Source organism: Flexilinea flocculi (assembly GCF_001192795.1).
Taxonomy (GTDB): domain Bacteria; phylum Chloroflexota; class Anaerolineae; order Anaerolineales; family Anaerolineaceae; genus Flexilinea; species Flexilinea flocculi.
This window is the reverse complement of sequence record NZ_DF968181.1, coordinates 184711-204708: the sequence shown is the minus strand read 5'-3', so window position 1 is coordinate 204708 and position 19998 is coordinate 184711. Positions and strand designations below refer to the sequence as shown.

Genomic DNA, 19998 nt, shown 5'->3' with positions numbered 1-19998 from the left:
AATCCGGATTTCAGATTGCTGCACGGGAATCCTTCAATCGGATATTTGATTTTTCTGAGATAACAACGGGAACAAAGAGTTGCCTTCCTTGAGAGGATAAGACCGAAAAAGAAAGCAAGAAAAATTCGTGGCATGTTGCGCGGCAGCAGACAGCCGGAAACCATGTAAAGAACAGGTAGGTTCGCGCTTCCTTGAAAAAATCCACCGGATAAAAGATTCCGGCATAATTTCCTGCAGGAACAATTCGTTCGACTAAATTCAGAGTTTGCCTTTGGTTTTTATGCTTTTCAATGCCGATGAATTCATACCGATTCCTCCAATCTGAATTGACCGAAAACGTTATCGTTACCTGCGGTGAGGCACTGACATCGGAAAGGCAATTTTTCAGATCAGCAGCAAGTGAATTTTCCCATTCCTGCAACCCATTTTTATCCTCTATGATTTTTGTCATCAACCCCTGATATCGGGTTTCACTCCAAATAAACAATTCAGGAGAACGAAAAAAATCACTGTTGCGAAAAGCTAAATCGGCTAAGGTTATCTTAGGCATCAGCACGAATTCCTCTGATGGCGCTTCCTCACGCCATTGGCTTGGCTGCATATCAAACATCCGTTTAAATGCACGAGAATAACTTTCCTGGTTTTGAAAACAGAAATCCTGGGCAATATCCGTAATCCGGCGATGACTGTTCGTTAAGATACGAGCAGACTCGCTCAAACGACGGCGAATCAGATAATCATAAGGTGTATGATGAACTATCCGGTTGAACATGCGGATAAAATGAAATAAGGAATATCCAATGAAATCTGCGGTTTGCGCAACAGTTACATTTTCATATAGATGATCTTCGAAGAACTCTATCGCATCATAAATTGATTCAAGCGGTTCATTCATCAGTTACCCTAAGAAAATGATAAGGATTCGTTACGATAGATCGATCGCATGCAATAATTCAAAATATTGGAAGAATTATTCGTTGTTGAATTGTTTTATGCGCTTTGTAAAAAACAATTCACTATTCCCAATTGCAGAATCGCATGGGTTATTGGAGATTTTTGATCGGAATATAAACATCCAATATCGAAGATTCAATATGCTGAATTCCTTTGAATCGCTCATCATAATATTGGAAATTATAGGAATCGTTTCGCTGAAGACCGGATTCCAAAAGGCTGAGCTGAATGGTATTTTCCCAGTCCGATTTAATATCCATCCCCTGCAATGTAAAAATAGCATATTTGCTTTCCGGCAGATTTTTCAGACACAGGTTTTCAGGAATTTTATGAAGAACCGACTCCATAATTGCTATGCCGACAAAAACCTCAAACAATCCTTTTTCTGCCGTGTCTTCATCATATAAATGAACCTCATAGAATCCCGGCATTTCAGCAGCAAGATTTTGACAAAAGGGGTTATGGTAAAGGAACCGCATCCATCGATTCCAGAGTTCACCGATTCGATTTTCCTCATCCCATCCGGCATGTATATCAAAAGGATCTCCATAGAAGGACATTCCGGCGAGCAGTATTTGTCTGGGTTCAGAGATGATCGGGATCATTTTTTGCCTTTCTTTTCAATTATATTCCAAACGATTCTATGAATGAACGAACAGCAATTCCAAATAAGCGCAGGATTCTATCTTATTGTGATGTTTTTACGGAAAGAGTAAAAACATCACAATAACAAGTTATTCCCATTTGGTTCGAATAGAAAATCTGGAATTCGAATTTCCGAAGAATGAGCAGCTGCTATTCGAAAGAGGAGAATGTTTTAATGTTTATTCGCCAAAATTTGTCGGATTACTTGCAAAATACTCGCCGGCGTCCTCCATCCAGACAGGCCAGTCCTTCATCCAATCCGCGACCGACACATATCGTACACGGTCTGATACCGGCAAGTAGGGTTTGAGATCCAAAACAGGGGTGCCATCAAACGCGTCAATCCATGCTAATCGGACAATCCCCTGACTTTTATCAATTTCCAGAATTTGTGAGATTGTGATTCCAATTGGATTTGGACGATATTCACTGCGACAGGCAAAAACGCCCGCTTGAATTCCGGGAGCATAGGGTAATTCTGTCAGCAGCGTATGCCGAGCCTGCGGCGAATCCTGTCGATCTGCCCACCAGAGCACGTTGACATGCTGAAATTGATCGAGTCCTTCCATTGCTTCTCTGAATTCTGGAAGCAGTTTTACGGCAAAAAACCCATCCATTTCTGATACCTGAACAGAACCAACTGTGAAAACTGAGAAACTCTGATGAAGTTCTTTTTTTTCTGACATAACAAATTCCTCCTGTTGATTTGATGAACGAATCATACGCTGGAAGACCAATAAACACCTGACCCGAATTGCTCATAATCGATCGGATTATATTGAAAAATACCATTCATTTGATCAAAATTGCTGCTGAAACGTTAACAGAGGACATGGATTGGCAGCGATGGCAAATCTGGAAATGATTCCTTGTATCTTTGCATCCAACTGACCATTTTTCCGTATATACCAATAGCTATTCGAAAGGCAGACTGATCTTTCGAATTTCGGTTGGCTTGTCAAATTATGAGAGAAATTATTTGCTATTATGTTTTTGCTCTTCACGCAAATTCAATAAAAAATAATCCTTCTCTTATTTTGATTTGCTGGCCGAAGAACAGGTCAGGGCATCAGGATTTTTGGTAAAATGAATGATGAAGGGAATCGAGACAGGCAGAGAGAAACAGGATTTGTTGCTGACAATCAAAATTCGGTACATGAATGCGTCACAACCTGCCAATTTTACGAATAAGGAGAATCAATAAACAAGATGAATATTTTTTCTTTTTTGGTTGTCGGATTGATCGCCGGATGGCTGGCCGGCAAAATTATGAAAGGCGGTGGATTTGGTCTGATCGGCAATTTGATTGTCGGTGTCGTCGGCGCTGTCATCGGAGGTTATGTATTTGATTTCCTCAATATTTCCTTCGGCGGTTTTATCGGATCGGTTGCCGCAGCACTAGTCGGAGCAATTTTACTTTTGTACTTGATCCGTATCTTCAAAAAAATCTGAAGCAGTAAATTTCACTCCATAAAAAAATAATCAGTCGGCGGTTTGGCTGGTATTCCCCTGCATCTGAACTGCATGATCAACTACATTATTTCTCAAAACAAATCGTCAGAAACTTCAATTTATCTTTCGTAAATTGAAGTTTTTTTATTGTTGCCAGATTTTTCTGAAGGTAATCAAGAAAAGAATAATTGTGACCAAAGATGCGGTAAAGTCAGCCAAAGGTGTCGCCCAGGCAATACCGTCCAGCGGAAGAATCTTTGACAAGAAAAACATCATTGGAATATCGACAACCCCTTTGCGCAGCACAGCCACGAGTGTAGCAGGGAATTTCTTCCCGATAGCTTGAAAAACCGTCACTCCAGTATAGCTGATAGCCGTAAATGGAAATCCAAGACTGAGTATCTTGATGAAACGAACACCATACATTACTGTTTCATGATCTTTAATAAAGGAAGAAATAAAAACGTTCGGGTAAAGAAATGCCAGGATCATACTGCAAACAGAAAAAATAAACGCAGCTCCAAAAACCGTCACGATAGACAACTTCATCCTGCGGAAATTTCTGGCTGCATAGTTATATCCAATTAATGGCAGTACTCCCTGTGCGATCCCCTGGGTCATTTGAAAAACCAGCATATTGATTTTTTTTGCAATACCCATACCGGCAAGAATCGCTTGACTGCGGTAAACCGAGATTAAATTATTGACTGTGATATTGGATAATAAAGCCAAACAATTCATCAGAGCTGCAGGAATTCCAACTGAGATTACCTCTCCTGGTATTCCATTTCGATAACTTTCTACAGTCGGTCTAAATGTGATAACACTGGTCTCTCTGCGTTTACGGATAAAAAGAATAAAATATACGCTTGCAATCACATTGGAAATCATCGTTGCTATTGCTGCACCGGCGACTTCATTGCCTTCCGGCAGCAAATAGAACATAAACAGCGGGTCCAGCAGGATGTTAAGAATACCGCCCAAAGAAATGCCAAATCCCGCCTGACGTGATGCACCTTCCGATCGTACCAAGTGCCCAAACAGGGAATTCATTACTGTCGGTACAGCTCCGACAATGACCGTCCAGAACAAATACGTATAACTATACGAAACATCGCTTTCAGTACTTCCCAAAAAGGAAAGTATCGGCCTACGGAAAATCAACAATACAATAGCGTATAAAGCTGCAATTCCTGCGCAGTTAAAAACTGCAAAGGAAGCGGCATTTCCTGCCCGCAAACGATTCCGGACACCCAAAGACCGGGAAATAAGACTGGCCCCTCCGATTCCGAACAGATTTGCAATTGCCGTTAATACCATAAATGCCGGCATGCAGATGGTTATCGATGCCACCTTAGCAGGATCATTCGTCAATCCAATAAACCAGGTATCGGCGAGATTATAAACAATTGTAATAATCTGACCGATCATGGTAGGCACAGCCAATGCGATGACTGCTTTCGGAATCGGCAGTGTCTCGAAAATGGCTTTTTCACGTTCGCGGATGTTTTCAATCATCACACGTTCCAGATTGTTTGGTTTTTAAAAAATAACATTTTAATGCAGCATCTTCTCTTTTGTGATATTGAACCAGCAATTCGAAAAATGGGGAACATTCATTAATGCTGATATCTTTGCGTTTCCTAGCACCAGGTTTTTCACGCCTGATTCGAATAGCAGGTCTATATTTCGAATTGTTGTTTTTGGACAATTCAGATAACGCTCATTCCAATAACAACTAAGCGTATTCGTTATACCACAAAAGAAATGATGAACTGGTTTTCGTTGCAGCAATTTGAAAATTGGGAAGGATTCTTTGTTGTTGTTCCGGACATTTATTTTATGGATTTTTTTAAAGCTGAAATATCAGGGACGTCTATGGAAAATCCATCGGCTGATTATTGATTCAAGCAGCCACTGCAGCCCCAATAATCCAGCGCCGCCCAGGAAGATGATCCAGTAAATTTGGGCTCGGGATACGTCCTGGCGCAATCCAAACATCCCTTTCAAATTCGCTCCGGTATACGGGTCTCTTACTGCAATCACAGCAGAGGCTGCCAGAAAAAGAAGTAAAATCATCAGATTCACCCATTGAATCTTTTTCAAGTCATGACGAAAATCAGATTCAGATTTCTGATTCAGTCTTGCATGTAAACCAAACACAAATGTTATCAAGATACCTGGAAGAAGATTGAAAACGGGAACACCCATGAAAAATCCAAATAATCCGATCATCAGAATGATTTGAACCGCCAATTGATATCCTCGATGATTCAGCAGCAGATGCAGCAATCGATCGCGCTGTATGCGCCAGATCACCAGTCCTGCAACCAGTCCGATCATTCCAGCGATGGGCGAAAAACTGCTGTTAATCGGATAGACTGCAAGAAAGCATATCGAATAAGCGAAAAAAACGATTAGCGTGATATTGGTTAAATGGAGCAGGATGCGCTCGCTTTTCCTCATGGACATTGGATCTACCTCAACTCTTTTCCTTTTGATTTGATTCTGATGCAGCGATTCGAAGTATGGGAAAAAATTATTTGTTGTTGTGTTGCTTTTGCGCTTCGCGCAAAAGCAACACAACAACAAGTTTTCTCTTATTTCTCAAAAAACTTTTCAAATTTTTAAATTGCTGATTCAGATGCACCACACTATGGATTACGATTCAAACTACAGAAAGGTGCAAAATTCGATTCTGAAGACGAAGCGTGATTTGATCGAATTGCCGCGCATGAGTAGTTTTTCCACTTTGGCGCGGACCAAATAGATCGGTCATAGGTCAGTGGTTTGATGCTATTTTTGACTGATTAAAATGATAAGTCTTCTGGATCATATGAATGTTATACAGCATTTCGAAATATGCATTGACTTTTCGAATTGTTGAATGTTATACCTTGACAAACCAGTAGCTATACTGTACAGTAATACTGTACAGATAGGAGTAAAATATGACAATTCAAACTAATTATACACAAGCACGTGATGGACTGGCAAAGCTGATGGATCAGGTAACACAAAACCGTGAAGTTGTTGTGATTCAGCGCAGGGGCGAAGAAGAAGTAGCAATGATCGCTGCTTCAGAATTAGAAAGCTTGATGGAAACAGCTTACCTTCTGCGCTCACCGGCTAATGCCGAACGATTGCTTTCTGCGCTTGGCAGAGCATTAAAAAATGAAACTCAACCATTGACGGTTGACGCATTGCGGCGCGAGGTTGATCTTGAGTAAAAAGGTGCGCACCGCAGTATTCCAGCCAGAATTTATCGAAGATCTGCGTTTCTTGGTGGAAACTGACCGGAAATTTGCGATCAGAGCTTTCGATCTGATCGAGGCCATTTTACGAGATCCATTCAAAGGAATCGGCAAACCTGAACCTCTTAAATATCTCGCACCGGGAGCATGGTCAAGAAGGCTAACCCAGGAGCATCGAATTGTTTATCTCGTTCGAGATCATCAGATCGATTTCTTACAGGCAAGATACCATTATTAAAAATATGTTTCGATAAAAAAAGACAACATCTTGCTAGGATTGACAGCAATTCAAAATTTAGAAAGAATTATTAATTATTGTGCGTTTTTCACAAAGAACAAAAAGACAACAATAATAAATTTTCTCTCTTTGCAAAAGGTGCTGCAAAATTACAAAACGCTTGATTATATGCTTATAGCTTGCAAAGCGAAACATCCTGTCTTATTACCAGCATTTCTAAAAACAAACCAATCTCTCGAATTAATCAAGAAAACTCGTTATTATGTATTATCTCCATCTGCAGGTGAAACAGAAAGCTGCATAGCACACCGCAAAACGCCTGGAATTCCATGTTGGATTTCTTCTTGAAGTATTTGTTCAAGTCGCGGTTCCATCATTGTCGTTTCGATGACTTCGAACCCTAATGAACGATAGAAAGGCTCATTCCAGGGTACCTCTCGGAACGTGGTAAGCGTCACAAATTCGAATTTTTTGCTTTGTGCATATTTAATGGCAGTTTCCATTAATCTCCGACCAATTCCATGACATTGCCATTCCTGTCGAACCGCCAACAACCAAATGTGCAAATCCCTCTCGATAAATTCTGCGCATATGAAGCCTACAATTTTCTCATCTGCAGCTGCTACCCAGGATGTGCCTTTCTTGACATACTGTAAGTGAGTTTCGGCCGACATAACACAATCGTCTGCTATCCATGCAAGCTCAGGCAACTTTCGAAAGCTTTCACCGGCAGAACGTTCTATGTCTGGCAGTAAACGAATATCTTGTTCTCGCGTCAGTCTAATATTTGTATTGACCATGATTTCGGTCCTGTATCAGATGCCTAAGGGTTTGAGTTATTCTGAGTAAACGGGCGTATAATCGGAATGGGAGCAGGAAAAACTCAAAGTTAGTCTGCCCTGGTATTCCAGGTCATGGAAAATTGTATGCCAAATGTGCCGAAGAGTCGAAAAAAGCATAAATTTGTTTTGCAGAAAAAAAGATCTTCCGATAATAAAAACGATTCAAATCATAAATAAGGTTTCCATATTCTCATCGCCATCGAAGAATTTTTCTTCTTCAAGATTTTTACCTGTATAAGATATTCGGCACATGCTGGGATGGTAGATGTATCAATCTATGTGTGTTATATACTGATTCTGATTTCAAGTTGAAAACGGTTGTCTGATCATCATTATCATTTCCAATGTAAGGATAATCGTGATAAAAAATTCCATGATTCAATAAACCTGTAGGGATGAGTTATAGCTTAAACACAAATTGCACCGAATTGTAAAGCTAATTAGCAAAATTACCCTTAAAAAAATTCTCGTTTCCAAGTTTCTTTGCAGTCATCCGAAACATAACGCAACCATCCGGACATACAATTTCTTTGCTATATCTGCTATCCCCACCGATGTTCTCTAAATCGCCTCCGCTCCGCACAGCCTCCATGATGGGGAACATCATCATCATCACTTTCGAACAAATACCTTGACCATCCTTGTTGACAGGGCAGCCATAAGTGCAGGTGTACTTATCTCCAATTTCCTCGCCATTACGGCAATACCGCTCTGTACGGTCACCTCGAAGAAACCCTGTCACTTCGATTTCCCATTCATACTCTTCGTCATACCATTTCTTCACGATCAACCTCCAGATAATTGTTTGTCAAATTGGCATATTATTTCCACGTTATATACTTTATGAAAAAACCTCAAAGAGGATCATACTGGAGAACATAAATTCTGTACAGCCGGTAGGCGGCAATAATTATTCTATGAATTGGATGGTTTTAATCTTTCCATCAGACGAACAGCCCAGGATTCAAATAATTTTTTGATCTGTTGGGGATTCCATTGAATAAGCATATTAACAGGCCATTGTTCCGGTTCGTCAGGAAAGTCGAGGCAGCGATTCAGTGCAATGGCAAACCAGTATGTATCAAATCCTTCATCTTTTTGTGCTGCTCTCTCCAACAATTGGTCAAATGACTCAGTTTGTAAAATTGCATAAAGGTCAACCGCATCGCGTGGCTCGGCTCGTCCATAATATGCCAAAAGTTTATCCACACAAAGATCTGAAAAGTTGTTTACCTGAATTCCTGGAGGACACAGTACAGGCGGCTCAAAACGAAAGGGAGAATCCAGCGCCAGGTCAATTTTGAGGATTTCTTCTTCTTGTGAAACAGATAATTCTACATAACTTGCAAAGCGGCGTAAAACCCGGATATGAAGACCTTGTTGCTTCATAAGCTCTTCCAACTGAAATGAAAACGGTAGCACCAATCCATCCACACCTGTGAAAAAATCCAGGTCATATGATAGGCGGTGCCCCAAGTAAAACTCTGATAGGGCAGTACCCCCAGTCAGGTAAAATTGTTCCTGGTCGGGAAGCTCTGCAAAAACCTGTAAAAAAACCTGCTGCAAAGGTGTGAGCAGGCCATGAGAATTGGGTAATGTGAGTTTTGGATTAGGCATATCGTATTTTAAGAAAAGAACGCCACAAGCGTTCAATATATAAAGGTAAATGGAGATAATCGATTTGTTGCGCCACTTCATCCAAATCCAGACGGCGAATATCATCAGCCGTTCCATAAAGCAGCGTTTGCTGCAATAACCAGCGTCGCTGAAAGGGGTCAGCACCATCAATTTCAGCCTTACTCCAGACAATATGACGAGGTGGAAAAATAACTTTCTTCATAAAAAAATTATACAACAAAAAAATCCCGCTATTTTTCTGAGATTTGTATTGGGTCCAGGAAGTTGTATGTTGCTGCTTTCAACACTTGCCGGAGCTTGCGACCGAAGGGATCACAGCGCCTATCCGTACATTCGACTCGGTCTGCAGGGGAGATGTCGGAGTTTCAATCTAACTGCTTGCGTTACCTGCGTGTGGGCGGGCGTGGACAAGGTTTGTTAGCAGGAAATACTCAAAGCGAGGAAAATGCCGCGGAATCCCACAGGTCAGGCGCACACTTTTTCGGGTGGCGTTCGTAAATTCTTCATTATTGCCGTCCTGCCGAATGCTTCATAGTTTTTGATTTTATGATAAACAATGAGCCGATCATAAGCACTGTGATGAGTGTACCAATCGCAAATGCAACGAAAAAGTCAATCGAAGATATTTCTCCTGGTAGTAGTGAATAGCGAATGAGTAAGTAAGCCAAAATCCATGTTAATATGCTGGCAAGAAGCCCCGAAGAGAATTTATGGGTGACAATTGTTTCTCCGAAATGCCATATTCCGTTCAATATTCGCTCAACTGCCAGAGATAGGGGAAAGATGATCCATCTCCCACCGCCAATATCATATGAAATGATTGCCATCACATTTAGAGTTAGAAGAAAAGTGTTGAACCAAAAGAATTATGTCCAGTCATAGACAGGAAAAAAGTTCTTGCGTACCTTATCGACAAAATTTTCGCCTAAGACCGACTCTTCGAAAATGTGAATCACGTATACGGCAACAAAACCCCAAAATAAAAGCTGGATTGGAATAGCGAGCGATGTGTTTGGACTCGTTGTAAAGACGATATTCATAAGAAATCTCCATCGATTGATATGGAAAAAATACAACTACTATGAAGCACTATATATAAAAGAGCATGTCTTTTTCACTGTATGGAATTCCGAAAATATTGCAGTCAACAGGCAGGTTCGATTTTTACTCTACCGCTTTAACAAAGGCAAATAGTATTATACGCCCCAACAAAAAACGCTCTCCAGATGGAGAGCGTTTTGCATTACGCTTCTATTGCTACCCTTGCATCACCGGTCGGAACTTATACCCGTATATCCGACTCGGTCCGCGTTGTGGAAGTGAAAGCGTTAATCTAATGGCTTACGTTAGCGGCGGGCGGGGGAGTTGGCTGGAAAAAGCCAAAGGTAGAAAATGCTTGAAGGGGCTGAATCCCTTTGGGCGGGGCAACGTCCCCGCCCGTCCGCCTGCCCGCAATGTTGGCAAGCCTTTTGACTGCAAGACTCTTTTGCCATTTTAAGAGTCTCTATTCATCTTCAAAATCTTCTTCATCTTCTGAAATTAAATAGGGTTGCGCTTCTTCCCGTATTACTTGAATTCTTGTATTTGTCGGATTGAGAAAATTCAATATTGGAACAGGTTGTAGTTTTTGCTCGATATAATCACTTAATTCATCTTCTGGGACAGATAGTATTTCAGCACTATAACCAAGTCGGGCTTTTAGACGTTTAGCTAACTCTAAAGCCCAAAATTGCATACTCATTTGAATAATCTCACTGCCAGATTTTTTAGCGGCTTCAATCGTCTTTGTAGTATCGGGCATTTTGTCCACAATAATAAAAGTCTGTGAAAAGTTTGCTGTTCCGTTCTGCTCGACTTCATTGGCATATCGTGTTAATTTGTCTTTCATGATTTCGGGATTGCCTTTGCCAATAAAGCCGATGTCAAATCTTGCTAATTTCCCAGGGCGTAATCTAATCGTGGCGTCGCATTCTCTCACATCCGAACTATCGGACAACCAAAATACTCTTTCTATCTTTGGACTTTGGGAGTTTTCTACATGCTCAAAGCCAAGAATCGTTAGAACTGACCCCATTATCAAACGCTCAAATAATTTTCCGTAAGTGGATTTTTCAGAACCACGAATTGTCAAAGTCGTTGCACCAATTGCAGTAGTTAGGCGTGTTAAATCTTTCCAATTCAAAGCACTGACACTTTGCCGTAATTCTCCATCAACAACATAACCAAGACTCATTGAAATTTCGCCAAAATCTTCTTCACACCTTCTGGCGGCTTCTTCTACAGCATTTTCAAAATCTTGAATATAACTTTGGCGTAATTCTGGATTGCTTCGCAGAACATTTTGGATACTTTTTCCTGTTAATCCAATAAGCCACTGTGCTGGCCAAAATGTATCTTTTTTCGATTGAGGCGTATTATCCATTTGTTCAAGCGCAAAGGCAGACAAATTCTCTGTGAAGTTATCAATTTCTGCCCATCCCTTTGCAAACAAATAAACCATCGCACCCGTAGCGATTGCTACTCGGCGGCGTGTTAAAGGCTCGGTCTGTGTGCGAATATTTTCGCCCCGCAACACAGCAAGAATAACCTGTCGTGCGGTTTCTACGCCAAGTCTTTCGATAAATTCTTTACCGTTTGCGGTCAGAACCAACTTTCCTTTTTCAGGAAATAAATCGTCAATTATCATGTTTCTCCGCCTTGAACAAATCTAACTGTTTATGAATGGGTTTAACGGGCTCGCAATTTATAAACATTACATTGTTCAAATTGACGTTTTTCCAAGACTTAATCTCTTCTCGGATTATTTCTATGTAATCAGGGTTATTGTCAAAAAGAACAAACCTTCTACCTAATCCTGATGCAGCACTCCCAACAGTGCCAGAGCCTGCAAACGGGTCTAAAACTACATCGCCTTTGAAAGAATAATACCGTATCACTTTTTCAGCCAATTCTTTCGGAAAAGCGGCTGGATGTTTAGAATTTGTTGATGGATTTATCTTCCAAACATTTGTTTTTTCGTAACCATCAGGTATTTTAGAATCTTCTATAACTTGTTTGTCAGGATGATTTCTAATAAACCAGTCAATTAGTAAATCGGTGCGCTTTCGATAAACTAAAACATATTCGGTCACAGGCACAGCCTTATATTGCAAAGGGTTTCTATCTGCGGCAAATCGCCGTCCACGTCCAGTAGCCCAGCCTGCGCCTTCTGGCTTTAACCAGATTATGTCGTCAATAAAATCGTAACCTTCTTCAATAAATATCCTGTGGAAGTCAAATGGAACGGCAATTCTTTTTGATGATTCGTTTCTTGAAGCACGGCGTAATAAAACGGGGGATACATTAATGACAAAAAATCTTCCTTCCGCTAATACCCTATGACTTCTTCTAATAATTTGGCGCATTTTGAAAAGATATTCGTCATATTCTTCATATTCTGAATATTCAGGACGAGCATTGTAGTAAGGCGGCGAAGTGAAAATTAAATCCACGCTTTCGGCAGGCATTTCTTCAAGGAAATGTGCCGAATCTCCAAAACCGACAGTATTTCTGAGATTCGATAATCTGTATTCCCTTTTACTCTGCTTTTTCTCAATAATTTTCGATTCGTCCTGCTTTAGCAAACGAGCCGTTAAGATTTCAGGCTTTGTAGTTTTAGAGTGAATAATTTCGGTACTGTAAGCGTCAATTACAACTTCGCCAATTTTTTCGCCATTTTTGACGCATACAGGAACACGCCAATAATGGTATCTGTCGTCAACTTCTGGCAAGCCAAGTTTTGTAACGTGAACAAGATCAATCTCTGAAAGCCAATCCTTTACAATATCTTTGGCTTGTTGAACATTTATTACTAAATATTCTCTTTCTTCCGAAATTAGTTGACTATTACGAGCCATTTTGGGAATTCTCCATTTCTACCAATAAATTATAGTAGGAAAATGGCTGAAAATCAGAGATTGAGGAACTCCCCGTTTTTATATGCCAATTGTGTAAGGGGCTTGCCAACTATTAATTATACGGACTTCTGATACGCTGCAATTACACCGTATATCCAATCATAAAATGTATGTTATACTGCAATTACACTTGATTATCTCAAACATGCAACGCCCCCATTCTTTTAATATTATACACAATCACCTTTTGAAAACTAACATTTATGAACGATCAATCAACTCCAAAATCGAGAAAATTACTCGACCAGATTCGTGATGCAATCCGTCTGAAGCATTACTCCTACAGCACCGAGAAAACCTATGTACACTGGGCAAAACGGTATATCCTGTTCCATAACAAACGCCATCCGGCTGAAATGGGTGCTGCAGAAATTGAAGCCTTTCTCACCCACCTGGCCAAAGATGAAAATATGTCTGCCTCTACCCAGAACCAGGCGTTGAATGCCCTGTTGTTTCTATACCGAAATGTACTGCAAATGGATATTGCTATTCCGATCCATGCACTGCGCGCCAAACCTTGCGAATACTTGCCAACTGTCTTGTCGAAAGATGAAACCATTCGTGTGCTTTCAGGGATGCAGGGGGTGCATCAATTAATGGCAAAGCTGCTTTACGGTTGCGGTCTGCGCCTGATGGAATGTATGCGTTTGCGCGTGAAGGATATTGATTTCGAGCAATCTCAGATCATCGTTCGGGAAGGGAAAGGCGAAAAAGATCGCGCAACCATGCTGCCAGCCAGCCTGGTGCAGTCCCTGAAGGATCAAATCGGCTTTGTTCGAAAAATCCATGAACGGGACGTGGCGCAAGGATATGGCTCGGTGGAACTTCCCTTTGCACTAGCTCGCAAATATCCCAATGCAGATAAAGAATTCCCTGGCAATATATTTTCCCATCTGATCGCCTGTCAATCGATCCACGCAGCGGTATCGTGCGCCGCCATCATCTGGATCCCAGCGGGCTTCAAAGGGCGGTCAGAGCAGCCGCAAAGCTGGCAAAAATCGATAAACCGGTTAGCCCTCACACTTTCCGTCACTGCTTTGCTACCCATCTGCTTGAGGCAGGTTATGATATCCGTACAGTGCAGGAACTGCTTGGGCATAAAGATGTCAAAACCACGATGATTTACACTCATGTCCTCAACCGCGGACCGAAGGCGGTACGAAGTCCGCTGGATTGACAATCATTTTTGAGAGCCAAACAAAAAAAACGTTCTCCTGGTTGGGAGAACGCTTTTATTGTTTTTACTTTAAAAGTTATTACCGCGGACCGGCAATCACCGGTCGGAACTTATACCCGTATAAAATAACGCCGCGTTCGTTGCCATCGTCTTTGATCCGCCGTGTCACCATTTCCACCGGCATCCCGATGCGCACTGGTTCTGCTCCCAGATCGGTTAATTGGGCTGTGACAATCGGGCCCTCATTCAACTTGACCAATGCCACCGCATAAGGAGCCTGTTCCTGATAGCCAGACGGTGCATCATTGATGGTGGTATAGGAAAATACTTCACCTTTTCCACTGAATTGAAATGCTGTTTTTGCTTCCTGACCGCATTCCGGGCACACATCCCGCGGCGGAAAGATTTTTGCACTGCAATGAGGACAAACCTCACCGGTCAGTGAATATCGCTGTTTTTTCAAACGCCAATGACGTGGTGCTTCCATTTTCTATTTGATTCCTTTTTCCCTTTTCATCGCCGGTTCGAAACATGGGCTAAAATTTTTTATCCGATCTTGATAATGACCATTGATTCTTCCCGTATTTCGAATCGTTTTCTTGTAATACAACATCGCGAAATTATATGAGAAAAAAACGGTCAAAAGCTATCCTGATAGTTTTTGATAGTTCATCCATGACCGAGAATGTGCGTAATAGCTGTAGATCCCAGACCTCCCAGCGCCTGAACCAGTGCCCGCTTTGGAAGCTGCGCAATCTGACAAGCGCCAGCTTGTCCGCGAAGCTGCAAAACTGCCTCCGCCAATTGATAAGCGCCGGAAGCGCCCAGCGGATTTCCGCGTCCTAAACAGCCTCCCATGGAATTCAGAATTATATTCTCTGTCTGCCAGCCTTTTCCCGGCAAAGCCAGACCTATCGCTTCCATGGAGAGAACCGTATCGATGGAATTTGCATCCCAAAGTTCAAAGAGATCCACCTCGTTCAAGGACATACCAGCTTTTCGCAGTGCAGACGCTGCTGACTGCGACGCAGCACTATATTGCAACAATTGATGACGATCATGCAATGATAATGGAGCAATTGCATTGGCTGAGCCCAAAACCCGAACCATTTCTTCGCGTGATTCTACCGGAATCAATTCTTCCCGCGTCACCACCAGCGCTGCAGCGCCATCTGCCAGAGAAGAAATGTCAAATAAGCCCAGTGGATCATTTTTGATGGATTGTTTTTGATACATCGCCGCTGTTAAACCGTTCCGGTACATTGCATTCGGATTATCCTGAGCATGTTGATAAGATTGGAGTGCAATATTTTGGAAGATGCTATGATCGAGAAGATGCTCCGATATATAGCGTTGCGCAATGATTGCAGCCCCGGCGGCAACTGTCAGACCGGTAATTCCCTCAAATTCATAATTGAGAATCAGATCCTGTGCCGTCAGAGCAGTTGATCCGTCACAATCGGTAATTTTTTCAACGCCCAATGCAACAGCAACGTCAATCAGACCGGATTGGACAGCCAAACAGGCTGCCCGAAATGCGGCTGCACCGGACGCTCCAGCCGCTTCAAATGTACAAGATTCAATTCCGGAAAAACCGGCTTCATCACTGATTAACGCGCCTAAATTTGCCTGGTGAGAGAGAATGTTAGCCAATCCATTCCCGATATAAATCGCATCCGGCTTCAAGTTTCCGCTGTCTGCAAGTGCCTTTCGGACAGCTCGAGCGCCGAGTGTGCGCAAGCTGAGATCCCAATGCTCGCCTACCGGCAGCATCCCGATACCAGCTATAACCACTTGTTTCTTTTCTTGATTCGTGTTCAATCACCCATCCTTTATATCTGTTAGCCCCTTTTCTAAAGGACCAAACAAATGATTCCACGTATTGATATTGAAATCCGGTTTTTATGAAAATGTGCTACTGCTTTACCGGAAATGCAAATCGCAGAGACAAATTTTATTGTCCGATTCAATCCGATATTTCGATATGCGGATTGGAATATCGTTTATTGATTCGAAAAATCAACCTATTTTTCGTACTGTCGGATCAATTCATGACATATTTTCCGCGATGGCGAGCATAAACCGCATAATCAATTTCAGTCCTGCGGTTGATGTATGCCTGGGTTGACGGAGCCAGGCTGCGGCGTAATCGTATCTGGTCGGTTACCGTAAAGGAAAACGTATCTGAACCGGCTCCGGATCCAAAAGCAGCAGCGAAAATTTTATCCCCCGGTTCCGCAATATCCAGAATCGCTGAAAGCCCTAAAAGGACAGCGCCGGAATACGTATTGCCGATCATCGGCGATAATAGTCCAGTTTGAAACTGCTCTTTGGTAAAGCCAAATTCTTTGCCAAGCTTTTGCGGAAATTTGGCATTTGGCTGGTGAAACACTGCAAAACGGTAATCTTTGGCAGCAGTGCCGGTTTCAGCGAAAAATGTTTCGATCGAACTTTCCAAATGGTGAAAATAAGCGGGTTCACCGGTAAAACGCTGACCGTGTTCCGGATATTTTTGCGTTTGCCGTCGCCAGAAATCCGGTGTATCCGTCACAAACGAATACGCTGCGTCAATTACTGCCAGCGCATTGGATGCAGGACCAATGATCACAGCTGCTCCACCGGCTGCGGCTGTATATTCAAGAACATCGCCCGGGCGTCCTTGCGCCGTATCCATTCCAACAGCCAGCACATAATCGCCCATGCCAGAACCGACAAAGCCCATTCCGGCGATGACGGCTTCTGTGCCTGCTTTACAAGCAAATTCAAAATCCGCCGCTGAAATTGATTCGGAAGCGCCAATTGCTTCTGCCACCACGGTTCCGCTGGGTTTGACGGCATACGGATGAGACTCGGATCCAATCCAAACTGCCCGCAGTTCTTTGGGGTCAATCTGTGCGCGATTTATCGCATTCCTGGCAGCTTCAATGGACATTGTAATCGTATCCTCATCCAAACCTGGAACTGATTTCTCTTTAATCGGCATTCCATCAGAATCGCCATGCCATATTCTGGAAATTTCGGATGCCGGAATCCGGTAGCGCGGTATATAAGCGCCATAACCGATGATACCGACTGGTTTTTCTGGAATTAATAATTTCATAGGTTCTTAAGTATCTCCTTTGCCCGATCGATCCGAATCGTTCCGCTTTGCACCAATTCTGCAGCAAGCTGTTCAATTTTTTCACCGGTCGCACCGGCAGCCATAGCTACCTGCCGTGCGTGCAGGATCATATGTCCTTTTTGAATACCTTCCGTGGACAAAGCTCGCAGTGCTGCCAGATTCTGAGCCAGTCCGACACTGGCCATAATTTGAGCTAATTCTTTGGAGGAGGACACATTCATCAGCTTCAACGCAGCACGCGCACCAGGATGCACGCGGGTAGCCCCTCCGACAATTCCGGCAGCCAATGGTAGTTCTATACTGCCGCACAAACATCCTTCAGAATCCTTAGTCCAATGACTTAATGGCCGAATGACACCATCGCGTGATGCCCAGGCATGCGCCCCTGCTTCAACAGCCCGCCAATCATTTCCTGTCGCGATAACAACCGCGTCAATTCCATTCATGATTCCTTTATTATGCGTAACCGCGCGGTATGGATCCACCTCAGCAAAAGCTGCCGCCTCGACGATTCGATCCAGCACTTCTTCGCCGGAGAAATCTTTCATCGTCAGACAATTCGGGTGGATTCTGCAGCGTGCTCTTGCAAGACGCAAGTCGGCAAGGTTGGAAAGGATTCTTAATCGAACTGCACCGCCGGTTATTTCCGTTATATAAGGGGAAATTTTCTCCAATGCTGTATTGATCGCATTGGCACCCATCGCATCCCGAACATCCAGGATCAGGTGAAGAATCATCATCGGTCCTGCAGGAGTCTGTGGAAACAAGCGTACCTGAAGATCAACCGGTCCCCCGCCAAGGGATACCAGAACCGGATCAACTTCTGCCACCATCTTGAGAATCTGTTCTTTTCGCGCCAGCACATTTGTCTTCGCTTGTTCCAGGTCAGGAATATGAACCAACTGTAGTTGGCCGATCATGCGGGGTTCATCCGAATCCGCCTCAAAACCGCCGCTGAGAGCAACCAACCGGGCACCATTGGATGCAGCTGCCACAACCGAAGGCTCTTCAATCACCATCGGAATCTGCAGCGCTTTGCCATTGATCCGGAAATTCTGTGCAATTCCGATCGGCAGTGAAAAGACGCCAATTGCATTTTCAATCATATGATCGGCAATGTCGTTGGTCAGACCAGTCTCACCGGAAAACGCCTTCATATCCGACTCCTCAAGCCGACTGTCTGATTTCAGTCGTTCTAACCGTTCAGGTATTGTCAGTTGATAAAACTTTTTCGTTTCAGCCATTTTTTTCCTTCAATCCATCAAACCATTTGCCATTCGTTATTATAAGGAAAATTCTATACTTTCATATTTTCAGTGATCCTGTATTTTATGTATGATTCCATAGTGCGCTGAATCGAATACAAATAGCAGCCGTTTTATCAAAAAACATAAGGATCAGTATTCTTCGTTTAAATCTGTTGCTGTACTATTTTATGTGGGATGCACTGGCAAAAACTATCAGGTAGTTCCAGCAAGTTGAAATTTTGAACGACTTTTCACCTGAGTTTCTCGAATTAGTGTCCTGGAATCTCCAAATTTGAGACTAAATAGGGACTATTATTCAAAAAGCAAGAAACTCAGCTTCCCTCCTCGTAAAACCAGATTGCCGTGGGAATCCTGTCATTGCGAGCCCCACAGGGGCGTGGCAATCTCCTAGCCACATTAAGGAAAGATTTCCATGCGAAAAAAGATTGCTTCGTCGGGCTTAAGCCCTCCTCGCAATGACAAATTGTCATGTGGATACTCATGAGTGTCCCGAATTAGCGTCCTGAAAACTCTTATTCTGAGCGTAAAAATGGTCTTTTTTGCTAAAAGTGAGAAACTCAGGTAGTATTTTATGTGGAATGGACTGGCAAAAACTATCAAACACGTCAATTTGAATCATGAGAAGGATTCCAATTCCTCTCTTCACTCGAAAAGCCAACGGAAATGTCATAGTACAGTAGCGCTTTAAGAAAGATTCCCGAAATTTAAAAACAAATCAGGGATGAAGGTTCCTCTTCATCCCTGAAAAATATCTTCCTGCAATTTAAATCGAAACGGGTTTTACGGCTTGTAATACAAGCGGCTGGGCTGTTGTCTTCTCTTTCACAGCCTTTTCCCAGCTTTGAATATCGACTGCAATTCGATCCCAGGTATTATAGTGCATCGGGATGACGATCCCAGGTTTGATCAGGTTGACAGCGCGGATGGAATCCAAAGGTCCCATGGTATAAATATCACCGATCGGCAAAAATGCCACATCAATTCCTTCCTCCCCGATCAATGTCATGTCACCAAACAATCCTGTGTCACCAGCAAAATAAATCTTACGTCCATCTTTAGCAGTCAGAATAAATCCCAGCGCCAGACCTCCATAACCGCCATCCGGCGAAGCAGAACCATGCACAGCGCTGACAGCCTTTACACTGCCAAAAGGCAGCTGTCTTGTTCCGCTGTGATATAAAGGAAGCGTTTTCTCCACGCCGTTTGCAGATAACCACTTGCAAATCTCCGTGTTACTGATGACTTCCGCCTGACAGCGCCGGGCTATTTTTACTGTATCCCCCACATGGTCGCCATGCCCATGACTGACCAGTATCGAATCCGTTTCAATTTCGGTTTCTTTGCACACAGCAGCCGGATTGTCATTCAAATATGGATCCGTCAATACACGATATCCATCAAAATCAAATAAAAAAGCAGAATGTCCAAGCCAGGTAATCTGAATCTTCATCGC

General features: G+C 42.7%; 20 protein-coding genes and 1 pseudogene. 4 read left to right on the top strand and 17 right to left on the bottom strand.

Annotated elements, in window-relative coordinates; all coding sequences use genetic code 11:
* Positions 1-10: 10 nt before the first annotated feature.
* The 3 genes from ATC1_RS05865 to ATC1_RS05855 all read right to left on the bottom strand — a co-directional run bounded on the left by ATC1_RS05865 (position 11) and on the right by ATC1_RS05855 (position 2285).
* Positions 11-895, bottom strand: a complete 885-nt coding sequence (locus ATC1_RS05865; protein ID WP_062279272.1) for a helix-turn-helix transcriptional regulator — start codon at positions 893-895, stop codon at positions 11-13.
* A gap of 148 nt (positions 896-1043) precedes the next feature.
* On the bottom strand, positions 1044-1559 hold the full coding sequence (locus ATC1_RS05860; protein ID WP_062279270.1) for a GyrI-like domain-containing protein: 516 nt from the start codon (positions 1557-1559) through the stop codon (positions 1044-1046).
* A gap of 219 nt (positions 1560-1778) precedes the next feature.
* The gene (locus tag ATC1_RS05855) at positions 1779-2285 is read right to left on the bottom strand and encodes an SAM-dependent methyltransferase (protein WP_062279268.1); all 507 of its coding nucleotides are present in this window, start codon (positions 2283-2285) and stop codon (positions 1779-1781) included.
* A 523-nt stretch (positions 2286-2808) separates the two neighbouring features.
* Between ATC1_RS05855 and ATC1_RS05850 the strand changes: the two genes are divergently transcribed.
* Positions 2809-3051, top strand: coding sequence for a GlsB/YeaQ/YmgE family stress response membrane protein (locus ATC1_RS05850; RefSeq protein ID WP_062279266.1), 243 nt, complete (start codon positions 2809-2811; stop codon positions 3049-3051).
* 144 nt (positions 3052-3195) lie between these two features.
* On the opposite strand, the gene ATC1_RS05845 is transcribed toward ATC1_RS05850, so the two are convergent.
* Both ATC1_RS05845 and ATC1_RS05835 read right to left on the bottom strand, forming a co-directional pair.
* Entirely contained in the window at positions 3196-4569 is a 1374-nt protein-coding gene (locus ATC1_RS05845) for an MATE family efflux transporter (protein WP_062279264.1), read from the bottom strand.
* 348 nt (positions 4570-4917) lie between these two features.
* A complete protein-coding gene (locus tag ATC1_RS05835) occupies positions 4918-5523 on the bottom strand; it encodes a hypothetical protein (RefSeq protein ID WP_152024244.1) in 606 nt (201 codons plus the stop codon).
* Between the two features lie 479 nt (positions 5524-6002).
* Here ATC1_RS05835 and ATC1_RS05825 point away from each other — a divergent pair, with 479 nt between their 5' ends.
* Complete coding sequence (locus ATC1_RS05825; RefSeq protein WP_062279257.1) at positions 6003-6281, top strand: type II toxin-antitoxin system Phd/YefM family antitoxin; 279 nt, start codon at positions 6003-6005, stop codon at positions 6279-6281.
* Entirely contained in the window at positions 6274-6543 is a 270-nt protein-coding gene (locus ATC1_RS05820) for a Txe/YoeB family addiction module toxin (protein ID WP_236688118.1), read from the top strand. The genes ATC1_RS05825 and ATC1_RS05820 overlap by 8 nt, the downstream gene beginning before the upstream one ends.
* A 260-nt stretch (positions 6544-6803) precedes the next feature.
* On the opposite strand, the gene ATC1_RS05815 is transcribed toward ATC1_RS05820, so the two are convergent.
* From ATC1_RS05815 to ATC1_RS05790, 7 genes are all read right to left on the bottom strand, one after another.
* A complete protein-coding gene (locus ATC1_RS05815; RefSeq protein WP_062279254.1) occupies positions 6804-7343 on the bottom strand; it encodes a GNAT family N-acetyltransferase in 540 nt (179 codons plus the stop codon).
* A gap of 478 nt (positions 7344-7821) precedes the next feature.
* Positions 7822-8169 carry a TIGR04076 family protein gene (locus tag ATC1_RS05810; RefSeq protein ID WP_062279252.1) on the bottom strand — a complete coding sequence of 116 codons (348 nt, stop codon included), beginning with the start codon at positions 8167-8169 and terminating at the stop codon, positions 7822-7824.
* A 131-nt stretch (positions 8170-8300) separates the two neighbouring features.
* Positions 8301-9002 carry a nucleotidyl transferase AbiEii/AbiGii toxin family protein gene (locus tag ATC1_RS05805; RefSeq protein WP_062279250.1) on the bottom strand — a complete coding sequence of 234 codons (702 nt, stop codon included), beginning with the start codon at positions 9000-9002 and terminating at the stop codon, positions 8301-8303.
* Positions 8995-9225, bottom strand: coding sequence for a hypothetical protein (locus ATC1_RS14920; RefSeq protein ID WP_062279248.1), 231 nt, complete (start codon positions 9223-9225; stop codon positions 8995-8997). The genes ATC1_RS05805 and ATC1_RS14920 overlap by 8 nt, the downstream gene beginning before the upstream one ends.
* A 664-nt stretch (positions 9226-9889) precedes the next feature.
* Positions 9890-10063 (bottom strand): hypothetical protein, encoded by a 174-nt coding sequence (locus ATC1_RS14820; RefSeq protein WP_154664739.1) that lies wholly within the window; start codon positions 10061-10063, stop codon positions 9890-9892.
* 464 nt (positions 10064-10527) lie between these two features.
* Positions 10528-11709 carry a CfrBI family restriction endonuclease gene (locus ATC1_RS05795; RefSeq protein WP_062279246.1) on the bottom strand — a complete coding sequence of 394 codons (1182 nt, stop codon included), beginning with the start codon at positions 11707-11709 and terminating at the stop codon, positions 10528-10530.
* The gene (locus tag ATC1_RS05790; RefSeq protein ID WP_062279245.1) at positions 11699-12919 is read right to left on the bottom strand and encodes a DNA-methyltransferase; all 1221 of its coding nucleotides are present in this window, start codon (positions 12917-12919) and stop codon (positions 11699-11701) included. The genes ATC1_RS05795 and ATC1_RS05790 overlap by 11 nt, the downstream gene beginning before the upstream one ends.
* 263 nt (positions 12920-13182) lie before the next feature.
* Between ATC1_RS05790 and ATC1_RS15035 the strand changes: the two are divergent.
* Positions 13183-14156, top strand: a pseudogene (locus tag ATC1_RS15035) (integron integrase).
* Between the two features lie 79 nt (positions 14157-14235).
* Here ATC1_RS15035 and ATC1_RS05780 read toward each other — a convergent pair.
* The 5 genes from ATC1_RS05780 to ATC1_RS05755 all read right to left on the bottom strand — a co-directional run bounded on the left by ATC1_RS05780 (position 14236) and on the right by ATC1_RS05755 (position 19995).
* Entirely contained in the window at positions 14236-14643 is a 408-nt protein-coding gene (locus ATC1_RS05780; RefSeq protein ID WP_062279243.1) for a Zn-ribbon domain-containing OB-fold protein, read from the bottom strand.
* Positions 14644-14825: 182 nt separating this feature from the next.
* On the bottom strand, positions 14826-15977 hold the full coding sequence (locus ATC1_RS05775; RefSeq protein ID WP_062279241.1) for a thiolase C-terminal domain-containing protein: 1152 nt from the start codon (positions 15975-15977) through the stop codon (positions 14826-14828).
* Positions 15978-16200: 223 nt separating this feature from the next.
* Positions 16201-17256 (bottom strand): hydroxymethylglutaryl-CoA synthase, encoded by a 1056-nt coding sequence (locus ATC1_RS05770; protein WP_062279239.1) that lies wholly within the window; start codon positions 17254-17256, stop codon positions 16201-16203.
* Entirely contained in the window at positions 17253-18521 is a 1269-nt protein-coding gene (locus tag ATC1_RS05765) for a hydroxymethylglutaryl-CoA reductase, degradative (RefSeq protein WP_062279237.1), read from the bottom strand. Before ATC1_RS05765 ends, ATC1_RS05770 begins: the two co-directional genes overlap by 4 nt.
* Positions 18522-19308: 787 nt before the next feature.
* On the bottom strand, positions 19309-19995 hold the full coding sequence (locus ATC1_RS05755; protein ID WP_062279234.1) for a metal-dependent hydrolase: 687 nt from the start codon (positions 19993-19995) through the stop codon (positions 19309-19311).
* Between the last annotated feature and the right edge of the window lie 3 nt (positions 19996-19998).